Source organism: Arthrobacter sp. NQ7 (assembly GCF_029581595.2).
In the GTDB taxonomy this organism is placed as follows: domain Bacteria; phylum Actinomycetota; class Actinomycetes; order Actinomycetales; family Micrococcaceae; genus Arthrobacter; species Arthrobacter phenanthrenivorans_B.
This window is the reverse complement of record NZ_JARFXU020000034.1, coordinates 13,543-31,555: the sequence shown is the minus strand read 5'-3', so window position 1 is coordinate 31,555 and position 18,013 is coordinate 13,543. Positions and strand designations below refer to the sequence as shown.

Sequence of the window (18,013 nt, the reverse complement as noted above, 5' to 3'; positions counted from 1 at the left end):
CCCCCGACGGGAAGCGGCTGGTGTGGACAGTGGTGCAGGGAACGGCCCCGGAGGTCGTGTCGGCAGAGGTCGACGGCGGCGGGTACCGGCAGCTCACCTACTTTGGGCACAGCACCACGAAGGTGAAGGGCTTCACCGCTGCCGGTTCGGTCGTGGTCACCAGCGCCTTCCGGCAGGCGGAAAGCCGCCACACCTACGCGTACAGCGTGCCCCTCGAGGGCGGCTGGGCCCAGGAACTTCCGTATGGCCCGGTGGAATCAGTTGCCTACGGCCCCGAGGTGGGGGACGAACGTCCCGTGGTCCTGGCCAGCGTCCTGTCCCGTGAACCTGCATGGTGGAAGCGGTACCGCGGCGGAACCGCCGGCAAGCTCTGGATCGACCGCGACGGCAACGGCGAGTTCGAGCGGCTGGTGCCGGACCTCGACGGCAACCTCACCGATCCCCTGTGGGTGGACGGCCGGATCGCCTTCCTCTCAGACCACGAAGGCTACGGCAACCTGTACTCCGTCCTTCCTGACGGAACCGGCCTGCGCCGGCACACCGACCACCAGGACTTCTACGTCCGGCATGCTTCCACCGACGGGAAACGGGTCATCTTCGAATCCGCCGGTGAACTCTGGGTCCTCCACGACCTTGGCGCGGAGGCCGTGAAGCTGGACATCACCCTTGGCTCCGCCTCGCAGACGAGGCGTCCCGCGCTGCTCGATGCCGTCAAGCACCTGGGCGCCGCAGCACCCGATGCCACAGGCTCCGCCAGCGCCGTGGAGTCACATGGAACCATCCACTGGCTGCGGCACAAGGATGGGCCCTCCCGCATCATCGAGGCCACCCCCGGCGTCCGGGCCCGGCTGCCCCGGCCCCTGGGCGATGGCCGGATCGCCTACATCGCCGACCACGACGGCGTGGAGGGATTGCACATCAAGGACATCGCCGCGCCGGTTCCCTACGGCGCCGGGCCGGTGGAGGCACCGGCCGGCAACGGCGCAGCAGCGTCCGAAACTCCCGGTTCCGGGAACCCTGACGGGGGCACGCCCGACGGGCAGGACGCCATCCGCCTGCCCCAGCCGGTGCCCGCCGCCGGTGCGGCAGTGCTGGCAGGCGGCCACGTCCACGTTCCCGCGGACGACGAGCAGCAGGCGGATGTGGCGCCGCAGGCTGAAACTGCCCCGGCTGAGGCCCCGGCAGTTGCCGCAGAGGACCACCTCACGGTCCCTACGCCGTCGCGCGCCAGCTCGCTGGAAGCAAGCCCGGACGGGCGGTGGGTTGCCCTGGGCACGTCGTTCGGCGACGTGTACGTGGTGGATACCCGCACCGGGGACTTGACCCGGGTTGCCAGCATCGGCGAAGGCAGCATTTCCGAGCTGGCCTGGTCGGCGGATTCGCGCTGGCTGGCCTGGTCGGAACCGGTCACCTCCTTCGGTTCCCGCAGCCGGCTGCGCCTGGCCACCGTGGACCGGCTCGATGCCGCGCCCGTGGACGTCACGGACGGCCGCTTCCGCGACGCTTCCCCGGCCTTCACCCCGGACGGCAAGTTCCTCGCCTTCCTCTCCAACCGCAGCTTCGACCCCGTCTACGACGGTCACTCGTTCGACCTGTCCTTCCCCAGTCCCATCAAGCCGTACATGGTGGCTCTCGCCGCGGAGACGCCGTCGCCCTTCGGCCCGTCGGTTGATCCGGCGGGCGGGGATGAGGAGGACGAAGCCTCCGGCGCTGGGGCAGCCGAAACCGCTGCCGGGGCGGCGCCTGCCGTCACGGTGGATGCGGAGGGCCTGGCGCACCGCGTGATCACTGTCCCCGTGCCGCAGGGCAATTACAGCTCGCTGGCCGCCGTGGACGGCGGACTCCTTTGGCTGGACTCCGTCCTGTCCGGCGTGACCGGCGACGGCAAGGCCAGCCAGGAGGACAAGGACGCACGGCCCAGCCTGGTCCGCTACGACATTGCCCGGCGCCGGCAAACCACCTTGTCCGACTCCGTGGACAGCTACCGGCTGTCCGGCGACCGGAGCAAGGCAGTGCTGGTGTCCGACAAACAGGTCACGGTGATCCCATCCGACGCCAAGGCGGACGAGGAGTCCGGCAAACTGGTCAAGGTGGACCTGAGCCGGATCCGCGTGGTGATGGACCCCTTGAGCGTCTGGGGACAGGCCTTCGACGAGGCCTGGCGCCTGCAGCGCGACTTCTTCTGGACCGAGGACATGGCCGGCCAGGACTGGGACTCCATCCACGCGCGCTACCGCCCCCTGGTGGAACGCCTGGGCTCGCACGACGACCTGGTGGACCTGCTGTGGGAACTGCACGGCGAACTGGGGACATCCCACGCCTACGTGCGCCCCGCTGCTGTCACCGAACGCGGAAGCCGGGGCCAGGGACGGCTCGGCGCCGATCTGGCCCACACCCCCCGCGGATGGGAAATCACCCGGATCCTCGCCGGTGAGTCATCCGATCCGTTGGCCACCTCTCCGCTGACGCGGCCCGGCGTCGGGGCGAAGGCGGGCGACATCCTGCTGGCCATCGACGGCGTCCCGCTGTCCGCCGGCGTCACACCCGCCATGCAGCTGGTGGGGGCCGCCGGCCGCGCCGTGGAGCTGACCCTCCTCAACGGCCCCGGCCACGGTGCCGGCGCAGGCACCCAGCGCCGCGTCGCCGTCGTGCCCGTGAAGGATGAGGAGCGCCTGCGCTACCAGGAATGGGTAGCCGGCAACCGGCGGACCGTCCGGGAAGCCTCCAACGGAACCTTCGGCTACCTGCACATCCCGGACATGATGGCCAACGGCTGGGCCCAGCTGCACCGCGACCTGGACACCGAAACGGCGCTCGACGGCCTGATTGTGGATGTGCGCCGCAACCGCGGCGGCCACACGTCCCAGCTCGTCGCGGAACTGATCGGCCGCAAGGTGACCGGATGGAGCATGCCGCGGGGTGAGAAGCCGCGCACCTACCCCCACCACGCACCGAGGGGACCGGTCATCATCCTTGCAGATGAGTTTGCGGGGTCCGACGGCGACATCATCACCCAGGTCTCGAAGCTGCGGGGCATCGGCCCGGTGATCGGAACCCGGACGTGGGGCGGTGTGGTGGGCATCGACAACCGCTTCGCGCTGGCTGACGGTACCGGTGTCACCCAGCCCCGCTATGCCAACTGGTTCAGTGGAGGGGTGGGCTGGAGCGTGGAGAATTACGGCGTTGATCCGGACATCGAGGTGGCCTATCCGCCGCACGCCTACGCTGCAGGACGTGATCCGCAGCTGGAGTACGGCATCGGCGCACTGAAGGAAATGATCCAGGAACTGCCCACCGACCGGCCGCCGGCGCGCTCAGGCTACCGCCGCCTGAAGCCCGCACCGCTGCCGGCCCGCCAGGAAAACTAGCAACGGCAAAGGCCCTGTTCCTTCCCGGAAGACCGGGAGGAACAGGGCCTTTGCATGTTTCAGGCCGTCCTGTCAGGACCGGCGGCGCCCGCCTAGGACTGGAGCGTGGCGTCGAGGGTGATGTCGATGCCGGCGAGGGCCTGGGACACCGGGCAGCCCTTCTTCGCGGCCTCGGCGATGCGCTGGAAGTCCTCTTCCGAAATGCCGGGGATCCGGGCGTTGAGGGTCAGGTGGCTGCCGGTGATGCCGGTGCCGGGCTGGAAGCCAACCTCAGCCTTGGTGTTGACCTCTTCCGGGGTGAAGCCGGCCTGGCTGAGTTCATGGCTGAAGGCCATGGAGAAGCAGGCCGAGTGCGCCGCGGCGATCAGCTCTTCCGGGCTGGTCTTTCCGCCTGCAGCCTCCGTGCGTGCCTTCCAGGTGACATCGAAGGTGCCCAGTCCCGAGCTGTCCAGGGTGGTGTTGCCTGAGCCTTCGGTCAGGCTGCCGGTCCATACGGTGTGGGCGTTGCGTGTTGTAGCCATGTCTCTCCTCAACGTCGGTTCGATCCGGGTCCGGCGCGTTCGCGGCCGGGCCCACCGTTGTCCATCCTAGGGACCACGCACCTCCGGTGCACGGGTTGTCCGCTCTCAGAGGATTGTGACCGCTGCTGCGGCCGGTGTGGCTACTGCCAGATGGTGGCGATCGCGATATTGACCAGGGCAAGGCCGCCGACGCCGTGGGCGAGGCCGGTGGAAACTGGCTGTCCGTTCTTGACCCTGCGGGAGCCAATGACCGCCAGGACGGCAACCACGACGGCGATGACGAACTTGATGCCCAGTTTGGCGTAGTTGGGATCCTTGTCCGGCAGGAACGGAAGGATGCCCATCATGGCGATGCCGGTGAGGAGCTGCAGGAAAGCGCCGTCACGCTGGCGCGGGTGGACGGTGGGCGTGCGCATCGTGGCGATCCAGTACCCCACGATCATGGCGGCGCCCACCACGTGCAGGAAGACCAGGATGTTGAACAGAATAGTCATGGCCCTAGCTTAGCCAGTCAGTTCTACGGCCCGTAGCAAAGCCACGCTGGCCACCCGTGCGGGGTGGCCGTTAAACAACGACGGCGGCGCGCGCCGACGGTGGTTATCCCACCGTTGGCACCCGCCGCCGTCGTGTGCTTGCCTGTTGCTACAGTCCCAGGTCCGCTTCGAAGGCGCCTTCTTCGAGGCGTGCCTTCAGGGTCTGGAGGAAGCGGCCGGCGTCTGCACCGTCCACGAGGCGGTGGTCGTACGTCAGCGACAGGTACATCATGGAGCGGATGGCGATCGAGTCGTCACCGTTCTCGTCGGCAACCACGACGGGACGCTTGACGATGGCACCGGTGCCCAGGATGCCAACCTGCGGCTGGTTGATGATGGGGGTGTCGAACAGGGCCCCCACCGAACCGATGTTGGTGATGCTGAACGTGCCGCCGGACAGTTCGTCCGGGCCGATCTTGCCATCGCGGGTGCGGGAGGCCACGTCGGCGATCTTGCCCGCAAGACCGGCGAGGTTCAGGTTGCCGGCGTCGGCGATGACCGGGACCAGCAGGCCCTTGTCGGTGTCGACGGCGATCGCCAGGTGTTCGGCGTTGTGGTACGTGATTTCCTGCTTTTCCTCGTCGTAGGCAGCGTTGAGCTTGGGGTGCTGCTTGAGGGCCTCGGCGACCGCCTTGGCGATGAAGGGCAGGAAGGTCAGCTTGGTGCCGTTCTGCGCCTGGAAGGAGTTCTTGGCGCGGGCACGGAGCTTGGCGACCTTGGTCATGTCCACCTCGTGGACCTGGGTCAGCTGGGTGGAGATTTCCAGCGACTCGCGCATGCGGCGGGCGATGACCTGGCGGATGCGCGGAGCCTTCTGGGTGGTGCCGCGCAGCGACGAGGCGGCCGCACCCGAGGCAGCCGGAGCTGAGGCGGCCGGGGCAGCAGCCGGAGCGGCTGCGGGAGCGGCCTTCGCTTCAGCGGCGGCAAGGACGTCCTGCTTGCGGATGCGGCCGCCGACGCCGGTGCCGGAGAGCGAGGAGATGTCCACGCCGTGCTGGTTGGCCAGCTTGCGGACCAGGGGAGTGACGTAGCCGGACTCGGAACCGCCGGCGGACGGCGCTTCCTGGGCTGCCGGTGCAGGTGCGGCGGCTGCTGCGGGTGCAGCCTGGGGCGCGGGAGCCGGAGCGGCTGCGGGGGCGGGTGCCTCCTGCTTGGGGGCTTCCTGCTTCGGCGCCTCCTGCTGGGGAGCGGCAGGTGCAGCCTGGGGTGCCGCGGCAGCGGGTGCGCCGGAACCGATGACGGCCAGTACGGACCCTACCTCGGCGGTCTCGTCCTCGTTGACCCGGATTTCCTGGAGGGTACCGGCCACCGGGGACGGGATCTCGGTGTCAACCTTGTCGGTGGAGACTTCCAGCAGGGGCTCGTCCACCTCGACGGAGTCGCCGACGGCCTTGAGCCAGCGGGTCACGGTGCCTTCGGTGACGCTCTCGCCCAGTGCGGGGAGGGTGACCTCGTGGCCTTCGCCGCCGCCGGCAGCCGGAGCTTCCTGGGCGGGGGCTGCTTCGGCGGGGGCCTCCTGGGCGGGAGCTTCCTCAGCCGGTGCTGCTTCGGCAGGGGCTTCCTGGGTGGGGGCTGCTTCGGCCGGGGCTTCGGCGGGTGCGGAGCCGCCGCCGGAGCCGTCGCCGATGCGCACCAGCGGTGCGCCTACTTCAGCGGTCTCATCTTCAGCGACCAGGATTTCTTCAATCACGCCAGCTACAGGAGAGGGGATTTCAGTGTCTACTTTGTCGGTGGAGACTTCGAGCAGCGGCTCGTCCACCTCTACCCGGTCACCTACCTGCTTGAGCCAGCGGGTGACGGTTCCTTCGGTGACACTCTCACCGAGGGCGGGCAAGTTAACGGATTCAGACATGTCGTCCCCGTTCTCCTTATTGATCTTTAGTGCGAATGGTTGCTGCCTTGTTGGAAGCCTGGTGCACCCGGCCTGCGCGGCCGGGTGCACCTGGCCTGGTAATGCTGTTGAAAATTAGCCGTGCAGCGGCTTTCCGGCCAGCGCCAGGTGGGCTTCGCCGAGGGCTTCGTTCTGGGTGGGGTGGGCGTGCACCAGCTGCGCCACATCCTCCGGGTAGGCTTCCCAGTTCACGATCAGCTGGGCCTCGCCCACCTGCTCGCCCATGCGGGCACCGATCATGTGGACGCCCACCACGGGGCCGTCCTTCTGGCGGACCAGCTTGACCAGGCCCGAGGTGCCCAGGATGGAGCTCTTGCCGTTGCCGGCCAGGTTGTATTCCTGGGTCTGCACCTGGTCTTCGCCGAACTTTTCCTTGGCAGCCTTCTCGGTGTAGCCGACCGTGGCGATCTCGGGTTCGGAGTAGGTGACCTTGGGAATGTTGATGTCCTCGACAACCACCGGCTTCAGGCCCGCGATCTCCTCGGCCACGAAAATGCCCTGCTGGTAGCCGCGGTGGGCCAGCTGCACGCCGGGAACGATGTCGCCGACGGCGTAGATGTTGCCCACGCCCGTGTGCAGGCGCTCGTTGGTGATGACGAAGCCGCGGTCGATGGTGACGCCTGCTTCCTCGTAGCCGAGGTTGGCGGTGACGGGGCCGCGGCCAACAGCGACCAGGAGGAGGTCGGCCTCGAACGTCTTGCCGTCCACCAGGGTGACCTTCACGCCGTCGTCATTCTGCTCGACGCCCTGGAAGAACACGCCGGTGGAGAACTTGATGCCGCGCTTCTTGAAGGCGCGCTCGAAGTTCTTGATGATCGTGGCGTCCTCGTTGGGAACGAGGGAGGGCAGGCCTTCAACGATGGTGACGTCCACGCCGAACGACTTCCAGACGGAGGCGAATTCGACGCCGATGACGCCGCCGCCGAGGATGATGGCGCTCTTCGGGATGAAGTCCATGGTCAGGGCCTGGTCGGAAGTAATGACCTTGCCGCCGATTTCCAGGCCCGGGAGGGTGCGGGAGTAGGAGCCGGTGGCCAGCACGATGTTCTTGCCCTTGTAGGCGGTGCCGTTCACCACGACGGTGTCGGTGCCCTGGAGCTTGCCTTCACCCTCGATGACGGTGATGCCCTTGGACTTGATCAGGCCCTGCAGGCCCTTGTACTTGCCGGCAATGATGCCGTCCTTGTAGGCGTTGACGGCGTTGATGTCGATGCCGTCGAGGGTGACGTTCACGCCGTACTTGGCGGAATCACGGGCGTGGTCGGCCAGCTCTGCGGAGTGCAGCAGGGCCTTGGTGGGGATGCAGCCGTTGTGGAGGCAGGTGCCGCCCAGCTTGCCCTTCTCCACGAGGCCGACGGTGAGGCCGAGCTGTACTGCACGCAGCGCCGCAGCGTATCCGCCGCTGCCGCCACCGAGTACCAGGATGTCGAATTCTTGCGCAGTTGCCTGATCGGCCACTTAAACGCTCCCTCGCGTGAACGATGACGCGATCAGCGCGCATCATCTGGTCTTGGAACTTGCACTGCCGTGATTATGTCAGCAGGGCAACTCTCTTGCATTTGTGACTACCGTGGTTCACCTTAGCGAACCACCTATCCATGCTCCACCTTGGCGCTGCGTTTGTGGAGCGCTTGTGTCCAGTGTCACGCGGCTTTGTGGCACAGGGATCACCTGCGCCGCAAGGCCGCGTGACACGGCCCGTGGCCCCGCCGGGGCGGAGGCTCAGGCCGCGGCCAGGAGGTCCTCGACGTACGCAACCAGGGTGCGGACGGTGCATCCGGTGCCCTGCTTGTGGGTGTAGCCGTACGGGCTGCCGTTGTTGAAGGACGGACCCGCGATGTCGATGTGCGCCCAGGGGATCTGTTCGCCCGCCTTGTCCTTACCCACAAACTCGCGCAGGAACACGGCGGCGGTCATCATGCCGCCGTGTCGTTCGCCAATATTGGCCAGGTCCGCCACCTGCGAGTCCAGGCTGGGACGCAGTTCCTCGGGCAGCGGCATGGGCCAGACCAGCTCCCCCGCGCGGTCGGCTGCTGCCTTGAGCGGCCCGGTGACGGTTTCGGATCCCATGATGCCGGCGGTGCGGTTGCCCAGGGCGATGAGCTGTGCCCCCGTCAGGGTGGCGACGTCGATGATGGCGTCCGGGTATTCGCGGCTTGCGGCGACGATGCCGTCCGCCATGACCAGCCGGCCTTCGGCATCGGTGTTGAGGACTTCCACCGTTTTGCCGCCGAACATGGTCAGGACGTCGGCCGGGCGCGACGCCCCGCCGCCGGGCATGTTCTCCGCGATGCAGAGCCAGGCGGTGGCCTTGACCGGCAGGCCGAGGCCGGCGAGGGCCAGGACAGTGTTAAGGACGACGGCGGCGCCCGCCATGTCGCTCTTCATGTCGCCCATGTTCAGGGCCGGCTTGAGGGAGATGCCGCCGGTGTCGAACGTGATGCCCTTGCCCACCAGGGCGATCTTGGCGGTGGCTTTGGCAGGGGAGTACTCGACCTTGACCAGGCGCGGCTGGCGGCTGGAGCCCTTGCCGACGCCCATGATGCCGCCGAAGCCTTCCTTCTCGAGGCGCTTCTCGTCCCAAACGGTGACCTTGACGGGCAGGCCCTTGGCGAGGTCCTTGGCGGCCTCCGCAAATGATTCGGGGTAGAGGTGGCTGGGCGGTGTGTTGACCAGGGAACGGGTGGCGTTCACGGCCTTGGCCACTAGGCCGGCACGCTTCAGGGCAGCGTCCAGGTCCCCGGTGCCTGGGAGCTCCGTGAAGATCACGGCGTTGCGGACCGGGTCTTTGAGCCCGTCCGTGGAGGACCGGAACTCAGTGAAGGAGTAGGCGCCCAGCGCGGCACCCTCGGCCACTGCCGCGACGTCCTGGACGGTCGCCGTCGGGAATGCCAGGGTGACCGTGGCGAGGCCTGCCAGCTGCCGGACTGCCGATCCCGCTGCCCTGCGCAGCGACTCGCCCGCGGGCTGCTCTGACGCGGAAACCTTGCCCACGCCGGCAAGGGCCAGGATGCCGGCGCCGGTTTCGGGCAGTCCCGGGAGGCGGACCAGCTGGTCCGCGGCGCCCGTCACGCCGAGTCCCTTGAGCGAGTCGGCGAGGGCCTCTGCGGACTTCGCCGTCAGCGGGTTGTCCAGCAGGACGGGCCCGTCGCTTCCCTGCCCCACCCCGATGACCACTGCGTCGCTGGGGTTCCTCTTAAGGTCCCGCGAGACGGTACTAAGGTTGATTTCAGTATTCTTGACCACAGGGATGAGTCCTCGATTCTCGAAACGTTCGGGGCAGGGATGCATGTTGGGCGCTCTGCCAAGGGTGTCCCGGATCCGGCCGTTCCGGACGGTTCCCGGGTGCGTGCAGGCCCGCCTGGCAGGCCAGTTCCGATCGTAGCCCTTCCCCGGCGCAGCGGGAGAATTTCCTGAGATGTGCACCACACCGCGCCGCGGAATGCCGGCCGCCCCTGCCGCGTTATGAATGATGTCCGCCCGTACCCCTGAAAGGAACATGCCGTGCTTGAACGGATTTCCGGCTCCCTGCTGGACCCCGACGCGCTCTATGCCAGCAACATCGAGCTGTTCCACAGCCCCGAACTGCGCGGGCTGAACATGGTCATGGGCTTCACCGGGTTCGCCGACGCCGGCCACGTGGTCAAGCAGATCAACGCCGAACTGCTGGATACCCTCGACGCCCAGCCGGTCGCGGTCTTCGACGCCGACCAGCTCATCGACTACCGGTCCCGCCGGCCGCACCTGACCTTCGTCGAGGACCACGTCCAGGACTACCAGGAGCCCCGGCTGGCCCTCTACCGCCTGGTGGACGGACTCGGGAAGCCATTCCTCCTGCTGGCCGGGTTCGAGCCGGACCTGCAGTGGGAACGGTTTGCGCGCGCCGTGGTGAACATTGTGGAGAAGCTCGACGTCAACCTGGTCACCTGGATCCACTCCATCCCCATGCCCGTTCCGCACACGCGGCCCGTGGGAGTCACGGTGCATGGCAACCGGCCCGAGCTGATCGAGGGCATCTCGGTGTGGAAACCCACCGTCGAGGTTCCTGCGGCCGTCGGACACATCCTGGAGCTCCGGCTGGTGGAAGCCGGGCGCAACGTGGCCGGCTACGTGATCCACGTTCCGCACTACCTGGCCGAAGCGGAGTACCCCACCGCGGCCGTTGCCGGGCTCGAATACCTGGGCGCAGCCACCTCTCTGATGCTCCCCACCGACCGGCTCCGTGAATCGGGCCGGGAAGTCAGCCGCCAGATCGCGGAACAGATCGAGGCCTCCGAGGAGGTCCAGCAGGTGGTGGCGCGCCTCGAAACCCGGTACGACGAGAAGGCGGACGGTATGGTGCGCCGGTCCCTCCTGGCGAACGAAAACGATGAACTCCCGGACGCTGACGACCTGGGCGCCGCGGTGGAGGCCTACCTGGCCAGGGAAAACCCGGGGCAGTAAGACCGGTCACAGCCGCGGGGTACGCGGGGAAGCGCCGGGCATAATGAAGAGGTGACTGCACCCCGCGCCTGGCTTATCTGGACCATTGGAATTTTCGGGTACCTGGTGGCCGTGGCGCAGCGGACCTCGTTCGGCGTGGTGGGACTCGAAGCCACCGAGCGGTTCCACGCCACCGCGTCTGCGATCTCCTTCTTCACCGTCCTGCAGCTGCTGGTCTACGCAGGCCTCCAGATCCCCGTGGGCCTGCTGGTGGACCGGTTCGGCTCACGTGCCATGATCGCCGGCGGCGCCGTCCTGATGGGGCTGGGACAGCTGCAGCTGGCCTTCGCCGAAAGCATCCCCGGCGGGGTGCTGGGCCGTGTGCTGGTAGGGGCCGGCGACGCGATGACCTTCATCTCGGTGATCCGGCTCATCCCGCTGTGGTTCGCGCCCGCCCGGGTCCCGCTGGTCACCCAGCTGACCGGCATGTCGGGCCAGCTGGGGCAGCTGTTCAGTGTCCTGCCCTTCGCGCTCGTGCTGCACCTGTCAGGCTGGACCCCCGCATTCCTGATGCTTGCTGGGATGTCCGCCCTCGCCGTCGTCCTGGTCCTCCTCCTGCTGCAGGATGCTCCCCCCGGCACCGAACGTCCGCATGCCCGGCAGGGGCTCCGGGCCACCGGCGCCTCGCTGGCCCGCGCGTGGCGCCAGCCCGGCACCAGGCTGGGCATGTGGAGCCACTTCACCATCCAGTTCAGCGGCACCGTGTTCGCCATGACCTGGGGCTATCCGTTCCTGATCTCGGGCCAGGGCCTGGACGCCGGCACCGTCGCCGCCCTCATGGCCCTGTACGTCGCGGCGGCCATGGCGGTGGGACCCTTCATCGGACGCTTTGTGTCACGCCATCCGCTGCGCCGCTCCACCATGGTCCTGCTGATCGCCGGCGCGACCGCCGCAGCCTGGGCCGCGGTGCTGCTGCTGCCCGGACGTGCCCCGCTGTGGCTGCTGGCCGGCCTGGTGGTGGTCCTCGCGGTGGGCGGCCCCGGTTCGATGATCGGCTTCGATTTCGCCCGGACCTTCAATCCCGCACACCGGATCGGCACTGCCACCGGGATTGTCAACGTTGGCGGCTTCATCGCGGCGCTGGTGTCCATCTTCCTCATTGGCCTGGTCCTCGACGTGCTGTATGCCACCGGGTTCTCGCAGGGGGTGCTGTACGGACTGGATCCCTTCCGGCTGGCCCTGAGCGTCCAGTTCCTCCTGCTCGCCTTTGGCGCCGTCGCCATCCTTGCCTCCCGGCGGAAGGTGCGCCGGCAGATGGCAGCCCAAGGGATCGTGGTGCCGCCGCTGCGCAGCGCCCTCGCCCGGCAGCGCCGCGAAAGCCTGGCCCGCCGCCGCCAGAAGATCTCCCCGGGCGACTGACTGCTCCTCCACAGGGCCGCCCGGCGCGGATTCCAGCCGGCTGTCTCCGGACTTGTCCACTTACACGCCGTGCTGCCTTCTGCGCGCAGGACCCTGGGCCGATGCTGGAGCCATGACAGCTCCCGAACGATTGACAGTCCGCGGCCCGGAAGACATCCTCGGTTTCATTCCCCATTCCCTGGGGTACTGGCCGGACTCAAGCCTGGTGGCCATGACACTGCACGGCACGACACTGGGCGCCACGCTGCGGCTCGACCTCCCCGGGCCCGATGGACTGGCCGACCCCTCCGCTTTCGCCTGTGCCGTCCGCCGCTACCTGGAGTCGGACCGGGAAGCGGACGGCGCGCTGCTGGCCGTCTTCACCACTGACGCGGACATGGGTCCGTCATCGCCCTATGACCTCCTGGTGTCCGTAGTGGAGTCCGTCCTGGACCAGGCCGGGATGCCCGTCCGCGATGCCTGGTACGTCGGTGACGCCTACTGGCGGGACGCGTGGTGCACCGATGCCTCCTGCTGCCCTCCCCAGGGGCGGCCCGTCCAGGCCATCAGGGACAGCACGCTTAACACGGAGATGGTGTACCGGGGCAGCAGCGTGGGTCCGGCGCCCCGTGCCAACAGCAGGCCCGCAGCAGCAGTCCCCGCCATGCACCTGGCAGCCGTCCGTGAGGCCCAGGCCCGCTGGGAACAGGTCCTGGCCGGGCGGTCCAGGAACCGGGCACAGTTCAATGCGGTGCTCGATTTCTGGCTTATGCTGCTGACCGGGGCCACAGACCAGGCCTGGACAGCGGATGTCGAGCGCGATGCCTTCCTTCGCGCCACACTGCTTGTGCCTGCCTGGCGCGACGCCGTGATGGTGATGGCAGCCGCCGGCAGGCAGGCTGCCCTCTCCGGCGCCGAACAGTTCGGGATCTTTGTGCACGGGGACGCGGAGACGGGCAATGCCCCAGCGGTGGTGCCGCCGCTGCTCCCCGCCAAACGGCCGGGCCGGCGGCTTCCGGCGGAACAAGGGTGGTCCAAGGCCATGCGGAAATCCGCACCCGGGGCGGCGAACGGTGTGCCTGGCGCCGGCGCTGTCTCCAGCCGGGCTCCCGCCGGCTATGGCGAGGTCCTGATGGGCGTGTCACCCGACGTTCCGGACTGGGTGGCCCTGGGCGCCCTGGACCGGACCCTCGGCGAACTTGCGGTCTTTGGCGGGCCCGCGGCTGCAGCGGCGTTGACGCTCCGGGGGTGGGTGGCATGGTGCCGTGGCCGGGGCTCCTACGCAGCCGCGTACCTGGGCGGGGCTCTTGAGCTGGAGCCCGGATGCCGCCTTGCCGAGCTCCTGCTGGAACTGGTGGGCCGGGGAACACTCTGCGGCTGGGCTGCACGCAAGGACTCGGCCTGGCAAAAATTTCAGGCCGGCCCTGCAGGGGCGGGAGAGGAGGAGGTGTTCTAGCCGGACGGCAACCGGCCTGGGCAGTGCAGCTAGCAGGCACCGGAGCACCCTGGCGGAGCGGGAAAGGGTGCGGCGGCGGGAACGGATGACGGATGGGTAGGCCGGATCCGGGCAAATCATGAGACAATGGATGCCGAGACCCGGTTGGGTCCGTGTATCGAGTGCTTGTAAACGGCCCGCAAGGGAACATTACAGCCGCTCCGGGAGTTGTCTTAAGTGACTCTGCCGGCCGTGGTGGCGCTTGGTTTTCACCACGGACTTGACAGGGTCATAGTGGTGTTGCCCGTATGGTGATTCCACAGACCACCGCTAGAAAGGTTTTCTGTGACCCCGTCTTCCACGAAGAAGGATTCCGCCGCCCAGGACGTCTTGTCCCCTGAGGAGAAGCAGGCCGCGACCAATGCCAAGCGGGCAGCCACGCGTGCCGCCAACAAGGCCTCGGCCGGCAAGGCAGCGGACGGCACGCGCGAGCCCAAGAAACGTGGGCCCAAGCCCGGTGCCAAGGCCGCAGCCGAAGCTGCCGGGAAGTCTGCCACCGATGTTGATCCGGACGAGGTCGAGGACGTCGAGGAGGACCTCGACGACATCGTCCTGGAAGAAGGCCCGGAGGCAACCGAGGACGCCGACGCCGACGCCGATCCCGTCAAGGGTGCCGCCGGCAGCGGCAAGGGCTTCGTCTACTCGGACGCAGACGATGACGACGCCCCCGTTCAGCAGGTCATGTCAGCGGGCGCCACGGCCGACCCCGTCAAGGACTACCTCAAGCAGATCGGTAAGGTCGCGCTGCTCAACGCCGAGCAGGAAGTCGACCTTGCACTTCGAATCGAGGCCGGCCTGTTCGCCGAGGAGAAGATCGCTGCCGACGACGGTTCCATGGATCCGAAGTACAAGCGCGAACTCGAATTCATCATCCACGACGGCAAGCGCGCCAAGAACCACCTGCTGGAAGCCAACCTCCGCCTGGTGGTTTCGCTGGCCAAGCGCTACACCGGCCGCGGCATGCTCTTCCTGGACCTGATCCAGGAAGGCAACCTGGGCCTGATCCGCGCCGTCGAGAAGTTCGACTACACCAAGGGCTTCAAGTTCTCCACCTACGCCACCTGGTGGATTCGGCAGGCCATCACCCGTGCCATGGCCGACCAGGCCCGCACGATCCGTATCCCGGTCCACATGGTGGAGGTCATCAACAAGCTGGCCCGTGTCCAGCGGCAGATGCTGCAGGACCTCGGCCGCGAACCCACGCCCGAAGAGCTGGCGCTGGAACTCGACATGACCCCGGAAAAGGTCGTCGAGGTCCAGAAGTACGGCCGCGAGCCGATTTCGCTGCACACGCCCCTGGGCGAGGACGGCGATTCCGAGTTCGGCGACCTGATCGAGGATTCGGAGGCCGTTGTTCCGGCCGACGCCGTGAGCTTCACCCTCCTACAGGAGCAGCTGCACTCCGTGCTGGACACCCTCTCCGAACGCGAAGCCGGCGTGGTTGCCATGCGTTTTGGCCTGACCGACGGACAGCCGAAGACTTTAGACGAAATCGGAAAGGTCTACGGCGTGACCCGCGAACGCATCCGCCAGATCGAATCGAAGACCATGTCCAAGCTGCGCCACCCCTCCAGGTCGCAGGTGCTGCGGGACTACCTGGACTAATCCCGGGGACGGGGCAACAAGCACTGCTTTAGAGGCAGGACTCGTTGAAGGGCCGTTCCGGAACCACCGTGGGGTGGTTCCGGAACGGCCCTTTGTTATCCACGGAAATCGCCTGGAGTCCCTTAAACGCCCGCGGGACCCCTCCGTAATGGAGAGGTCCCGCGGGATCGTTGGTTACCGATGCCTCATCTAGTCGATCTCGACGGCAGCTTTCTCGTGAAGCTTTCCCGTCTCGTCGTGCCAGCCGGAGCTCAAGGGCTTGAGCGTCGCCTCGACTGCACGCGCGTGGTGGCCGCAGAACAGCAGCTCACCGCCGGAGGACTCGAGTACAACCCGGACATATGCCTGAGCTCCGCAACGGTCGCACCGGTCGAGTGCGTTTAGTGTGCGGTCTGCCACTGCTGTTGTCATGTCGGCCTCCTTAGTAGATCAGTACATCTATATAACCAGCATTCGTATCCAAACCATCGCAAGGATGGGGCAAGTTCGCTGTGCGCGTATCCACAAGGTTCGGTCAAGAATTGCACAGTTCCGCACATCACGGCCCCTGGTGGCGTGGCGCACACGCGCCGGAGGGTGTGGCAGGCGGCCGCCCGGGCTGCCGCCGACTACCCTAGAAGATGCGGTCCAGCACCGTTTCGACGTCCCTGAAGGAGTTCATCACCAGTGGCACCCAGCTCTGAGTACACCGCGCGGCACCTTTCCGTCCTGGAAGGCCTCGAAGCCGTCCGCAAGCGCCCGGGCATGTACATCGGCTCAACCGATTCGCGCGGACTCATGCACTGCCTCTGGGAAATTATCGACAACTCCGTGGACGAGGCCCTGGCCGGCTTCGGGCACGACATCCGGATCATCCTGCACGCGGACAACTCCGTGGAGATCCATGACGACGGCCGCGGCATTCCGATCGACAAGGAGCCCAAGACCGGCCTCACCGGCGTCGAAGTGGTCTTCACCAAGCTGCACGCCGGCGGCAAGTTCGGCGGCGGCTCCTACACCGCCTCCGGCGGCCTCCACGGCGTCGGCGCGTCCGTGGTGAACGCCCTTTCCGCCCGGCTGGACGTCGAGGTGGACCGTGGCGGCAAGACCTACCGCATGTCCTTCCGCCGCGGCGAACCCGGACGGTTCAAGGACACCGGGTCCAAGCTGGACCCGGCCGCGCCGTTCACGCCGTTCGTCGATGACTCCGTGCTGGACGTCGTGGGCAAGGCCAAGCGCGGAGTGACCGGCACCAGGATCCGGTACTGGGCCGACCGGCAGATCTTCACCCCGGACGCGAAGTTCTCCTATGACGACCTGGTGGCCCGCGCGCGGCAGACGTCCTTCCTGGTGCCCGGCCTCAAGCTCACTGTCCGGGACGAGCGCAGGCTCGCGGGCACGCCGGGCGAGGGCGGCCCGCATGAGGAGGTCTTCCACCACGACGGCGGCATCTCCGAGTTCGTCGAATTCCTTGCCGTGGATCCCGCGGTCACCGACGTATGGCGGCTGCACGGCTCCGGCAAGTTCAAGGAGACCGTCCCGGTCCTTGACGAGCGGGGGCACAGCCAGCTCGCCGAGGTGGAGCGTGACTGCGAGGTGGATGTGGCCCTCCGCTGGGGCATCGGCTACGACAGCACCGTGCGCAGCTTCGTCAACATCATCTCCACCCCCAAGGGCGGAACGCACCAGTCGGGGTTCGAGCAGGCCCTGGTCAAGACGTTCCGGAAAGCCGTGGAGGCCAACGCCCGCAAGCTCAAGGCCGGCAACGACAAAATCGAAAAAGACGACATTTTCGCGGGCCTGACGGCCGTGCTGACCGTGCGGCTCGCCGAACCGCAGTTCGAGGGCCAGACCAAGGAAATCCTTGGCACCAGCGCTGTCCGCGCCATCGTGGCCCGCGTAGTGGAGCGGGAAATCTCCGCCAAGCTGTCCTCCAGCAACAAGAACGACAAGTCCCAGTCGTCCCTGCTGCTGGAAAAGATCGTCAACGAGATGAAGTCCCGCATCTCGGCACGCGTGCACAAGGAGACGCAACGCCGCAAGAATGCACTGGAAACGTCCTCGATGCCCACCAAGCTGGCTGACTGCCGGACGGACGACGTCGACCGTTCCGAACTGTTCATCGTGGAAGGTGACTCCGCGCTGGGCACGGCCAAGCTGGCCCGTTCCTCCGACTTCCAGGCGCTGCTGCCCATCCGGGGCAAGATCCTGAACGTCCAGAAGGCGTCGGTGGGGGACATGCTCTCCAACGCCGAATGCGCCGCGCTCATCCAGGTGGTGGGCGCCGGGTCCGGCCGCAGCTTCGACATCAGCGCGGCCCGCTACGGCAAGGTGATCCTCATGACGGACGCCGACGTTGACGGTGCCCACATCCGCACCCTGCTGCTGACCCTGTTCTTCCGGTACATGCGGCCCATGATCCTCGAGGGCAGGGTGTTTGCCGCGGTTCCGCCGCTGCACCGGGTGGAGGTCATCAACGCGGGCCAGAAGGCCAACGAGATGATCTACACCTACTCCGAGGCCGAACTGCACGTGCTCCTGGCGCGCCTGGCCAAGGAAGGCAAGCGGTACAAGGAGCCGATCCAGCGTTACAAGGGCCTCGGCGAGATGGATGCCGAGCAGCTGGCCGAGACCACCATGGACCCGCGGCACCGCACCCTGCGCAAGGTGGGAATCGAGAACGCCCAGCAGGCGGAGGAGATCTTCGACCTGCTGATGGGCTCGGACGTGTCCCCGCGCAAGGACTTCATCATCGCCGGCGCCTCGAGCCTGGACCGGGAGCGCATCGACGCCTGACGGCG

At 67.4% G+C, this 18,013-nt stretch carries 12 protein-coding genes; 6 read left to right on the top strand and 6 right to left on the bottom strand.

Annotation, left to right across the window (positions count from 1 at the left end):
- Positions 1–3,368 (top strand): S41 family peptidase (locus PUN71_RS21575; protein WP_277800048.1); only part of this gene is annotated, 3,368 nt, incomplete at its 5' end.
- A 92-nt stretch (positions 3,369–3,460) separates the two neighbouring features.
- Here the strand turns inward: PUN71_RS21575 and PUN71_RS21570 are convergent.
- The 5 genes from PUN71_RS21570 to PUN71_RS21550 form a co-directional block, all read right to left on the bottom strand.
- The gene (locus tag PUN71_RS21570) at positions 3,461–3,889 is read right to left on the bottom strand and encodes an OsmC family protein (RefSeq protein WP_043449421.1); all 429 of its coding nucleotides are present in this window, start codon (positions 3,887–3,889) and stop codon (positions 3,461–3,463) included.
- Positions 3,890–4,029: 140 nt separating this feature from the next.
- A complete protein-coding gene (locus tag PUN71_RS21565) occupies positions 4,030–4,383 on the bottom strand; it encodes a hypothetical protein (RefSeq protein ID WP_277800047.1) in 354 nt (117 codons plus the stop codon).
- A 148-nt stretch (positions 4,384–4,531) separates the two neighbouring features.
- Positions 4,532–6,274 (bottom strand): 2-oxoglutarate dehydrogenase, E2 component, dihydrolipoamide succinyltransferase, encoded by a 1,743-nt coding sequence (gene sucB, locus PUN71_RS21560; protein WP_277800046.1) that lies wholly within the window; start codon positions 6,272–6,274, stop codon positions 4,532–4,534.
- A 114-nt stretch (positions 6,275–6,388) separates the two neighbouring features.
- Positions 6,389–7,771 carry a dihydrolipoyl dehydrogenase gene (lpdA, locus tag PUN71_RS21555; RefSeq protein ID WP_277800045.1) on the bottom strand — a complete coding sequence of 461 codons (1,383 nt, stop codon included), beginning with the start codon at positions 7,769–7,771 and terminating at the stop codon, positions 6,389–6,391.
- A 264-nt stretch (positions 7,772–8,035) separates the two neighbouring features.
- Complete coding sequence (locus tag PUN71_RS21550) at positions 8,036–9,559, bottom strand: leucyl aminopeptidase (protein WP_277800044.1); 1,524 nt, start codon at positions 9,557–9,559, stop codon at positions 8,036–8,038.
- Positions 9,560–9,817: 258 nt separating this feature from the next.
- Between PUN71_RS21550 and PUN71_RS21545 the strand changes: the two genes are divergently transcribed.
- The 4 genes from PUN71_RS21545 to PUN71_RS21530 all read left to right on the top strand — a co-directional run bounded on the left by PUN71_RS21545 (position 9,818) and on the right by PUN71_RS21530 (position 15,233).
- A complete protein-coding gene (locus PUN71_RS21545; protein WP_277800043.1) occupies positions 9,818–10,756 on the top strand; it encodes a proteasome assembly chaperone family protein in 939 nt (312 codons plus the stop codon).
- Between the two features lie 51 nt (positions 10,757–10,807).
- Entirely contained in the window at positions 10,808–12,154 is a 1,347-nt protein-coding gene (locus tag PUN71_RS21540) for an MFS transporter (RefSeq protein WP_043449431.1), read from the top strand.
- Positions 12,155–12,266: 112 nt separating this feature from the next.
- The gene (locus PUN71_RS21535; RefSeq protein WP_277800042.1) at positions 12,267–13,589 is read left to right on the top strand and encodes a DUF4192 domain-containing protein; all 1,323 of its coding nucleotides are present in this window, start codon (positions 12,267–12,269) and stop codon (positions 13,587–13,589) included.
- A 324-nt stretch (positions 13,590–13,913) separates the two neighbouring features.
- The gene (locus PUN71_RS21530) at positions 13,914–15,233 is read left to right on the top strand and encodes an RNA polymerase sigma factor (protein WP_277800041.1); all 1,320 of its coding nucleotides are present in this window, start codon (positions 13,914–13,916) and stop codon (positions 15,231–15,233) included.
- A 189-nt stretch (positions 15,234–15,422) separates the two neighbouring features.
- On the opposite strand, the gene PUN71_RS21525 is transcribed toward PUN71_RS21530, so the two are convergent.
- Positions 15,423–15,644, bottom strand: coding sequence for a DUF7455 domain-containing protein (locus PUN71_RS21525; protein ID WP_018769678.1), 222 nt, complete (start codon positions 15,642–15,644; stop codon positions 15,423–15,425).
- A 255-nt stretch (positions 15,645–15,899) separates the two neighbouring features.
- On the opposite strand from PUN71_RS21525, the gene PUN71_RS21520 reads away from it, so the two are divergent.
- The gene (locus tag PUN71_RS21520) at positions 15,900–18,008 is read left to right on the top strand and encodes a DNA gyrase/topoisomerase IV subunit B (protein ID WP_277800040.1); all 2,109 of its coding nucleotides are present in this window, start codon (positions 15,900–15,902) and stop codon (positions 18,006–18,008) included.
- Positions 18,009–18,013: the final 5 nt, after the last annotated feature.

Bases quoted from the DNA above. Each gene is read 5' to 3' on its own strand.
- PUN71_RS21570 (WP_043449421.1), bottom strand. From the start codon at position 3,889: ATGGCTACAACACGCAACGCCCACACCGTATGGACCGGCAGCCTGACC.
- PUN71_RS21525 (WP_018769678.1), bottom strand. From the start codon at position 15,644: ATGACAACAGCAGTGGCAGACCGCACACTAAACGCACTCGACCGGTGC.
- PUN71_RS21535 (WP_277800042.1), top strand. From the start codon at position 12,267: ATGACAGCTCCCGAACGATTGACAGTCCGCGGCCCGGAAGACATCCTC.
- sucB (WP_277800046.1), bottom strand. From the start codon at position 6,274: ATGTCTGAATCCGTTAACTTGCCCGCCCTCGGTGAGAGTGTCACCGAA.
- PUN71_RS21565 (WP_277800047.1), bottom strand. From the start codon at position 4,383: ATGACTATTCTGTTCAACATCCTGGTCTTCCTGCACGTGGTGGGCGCC.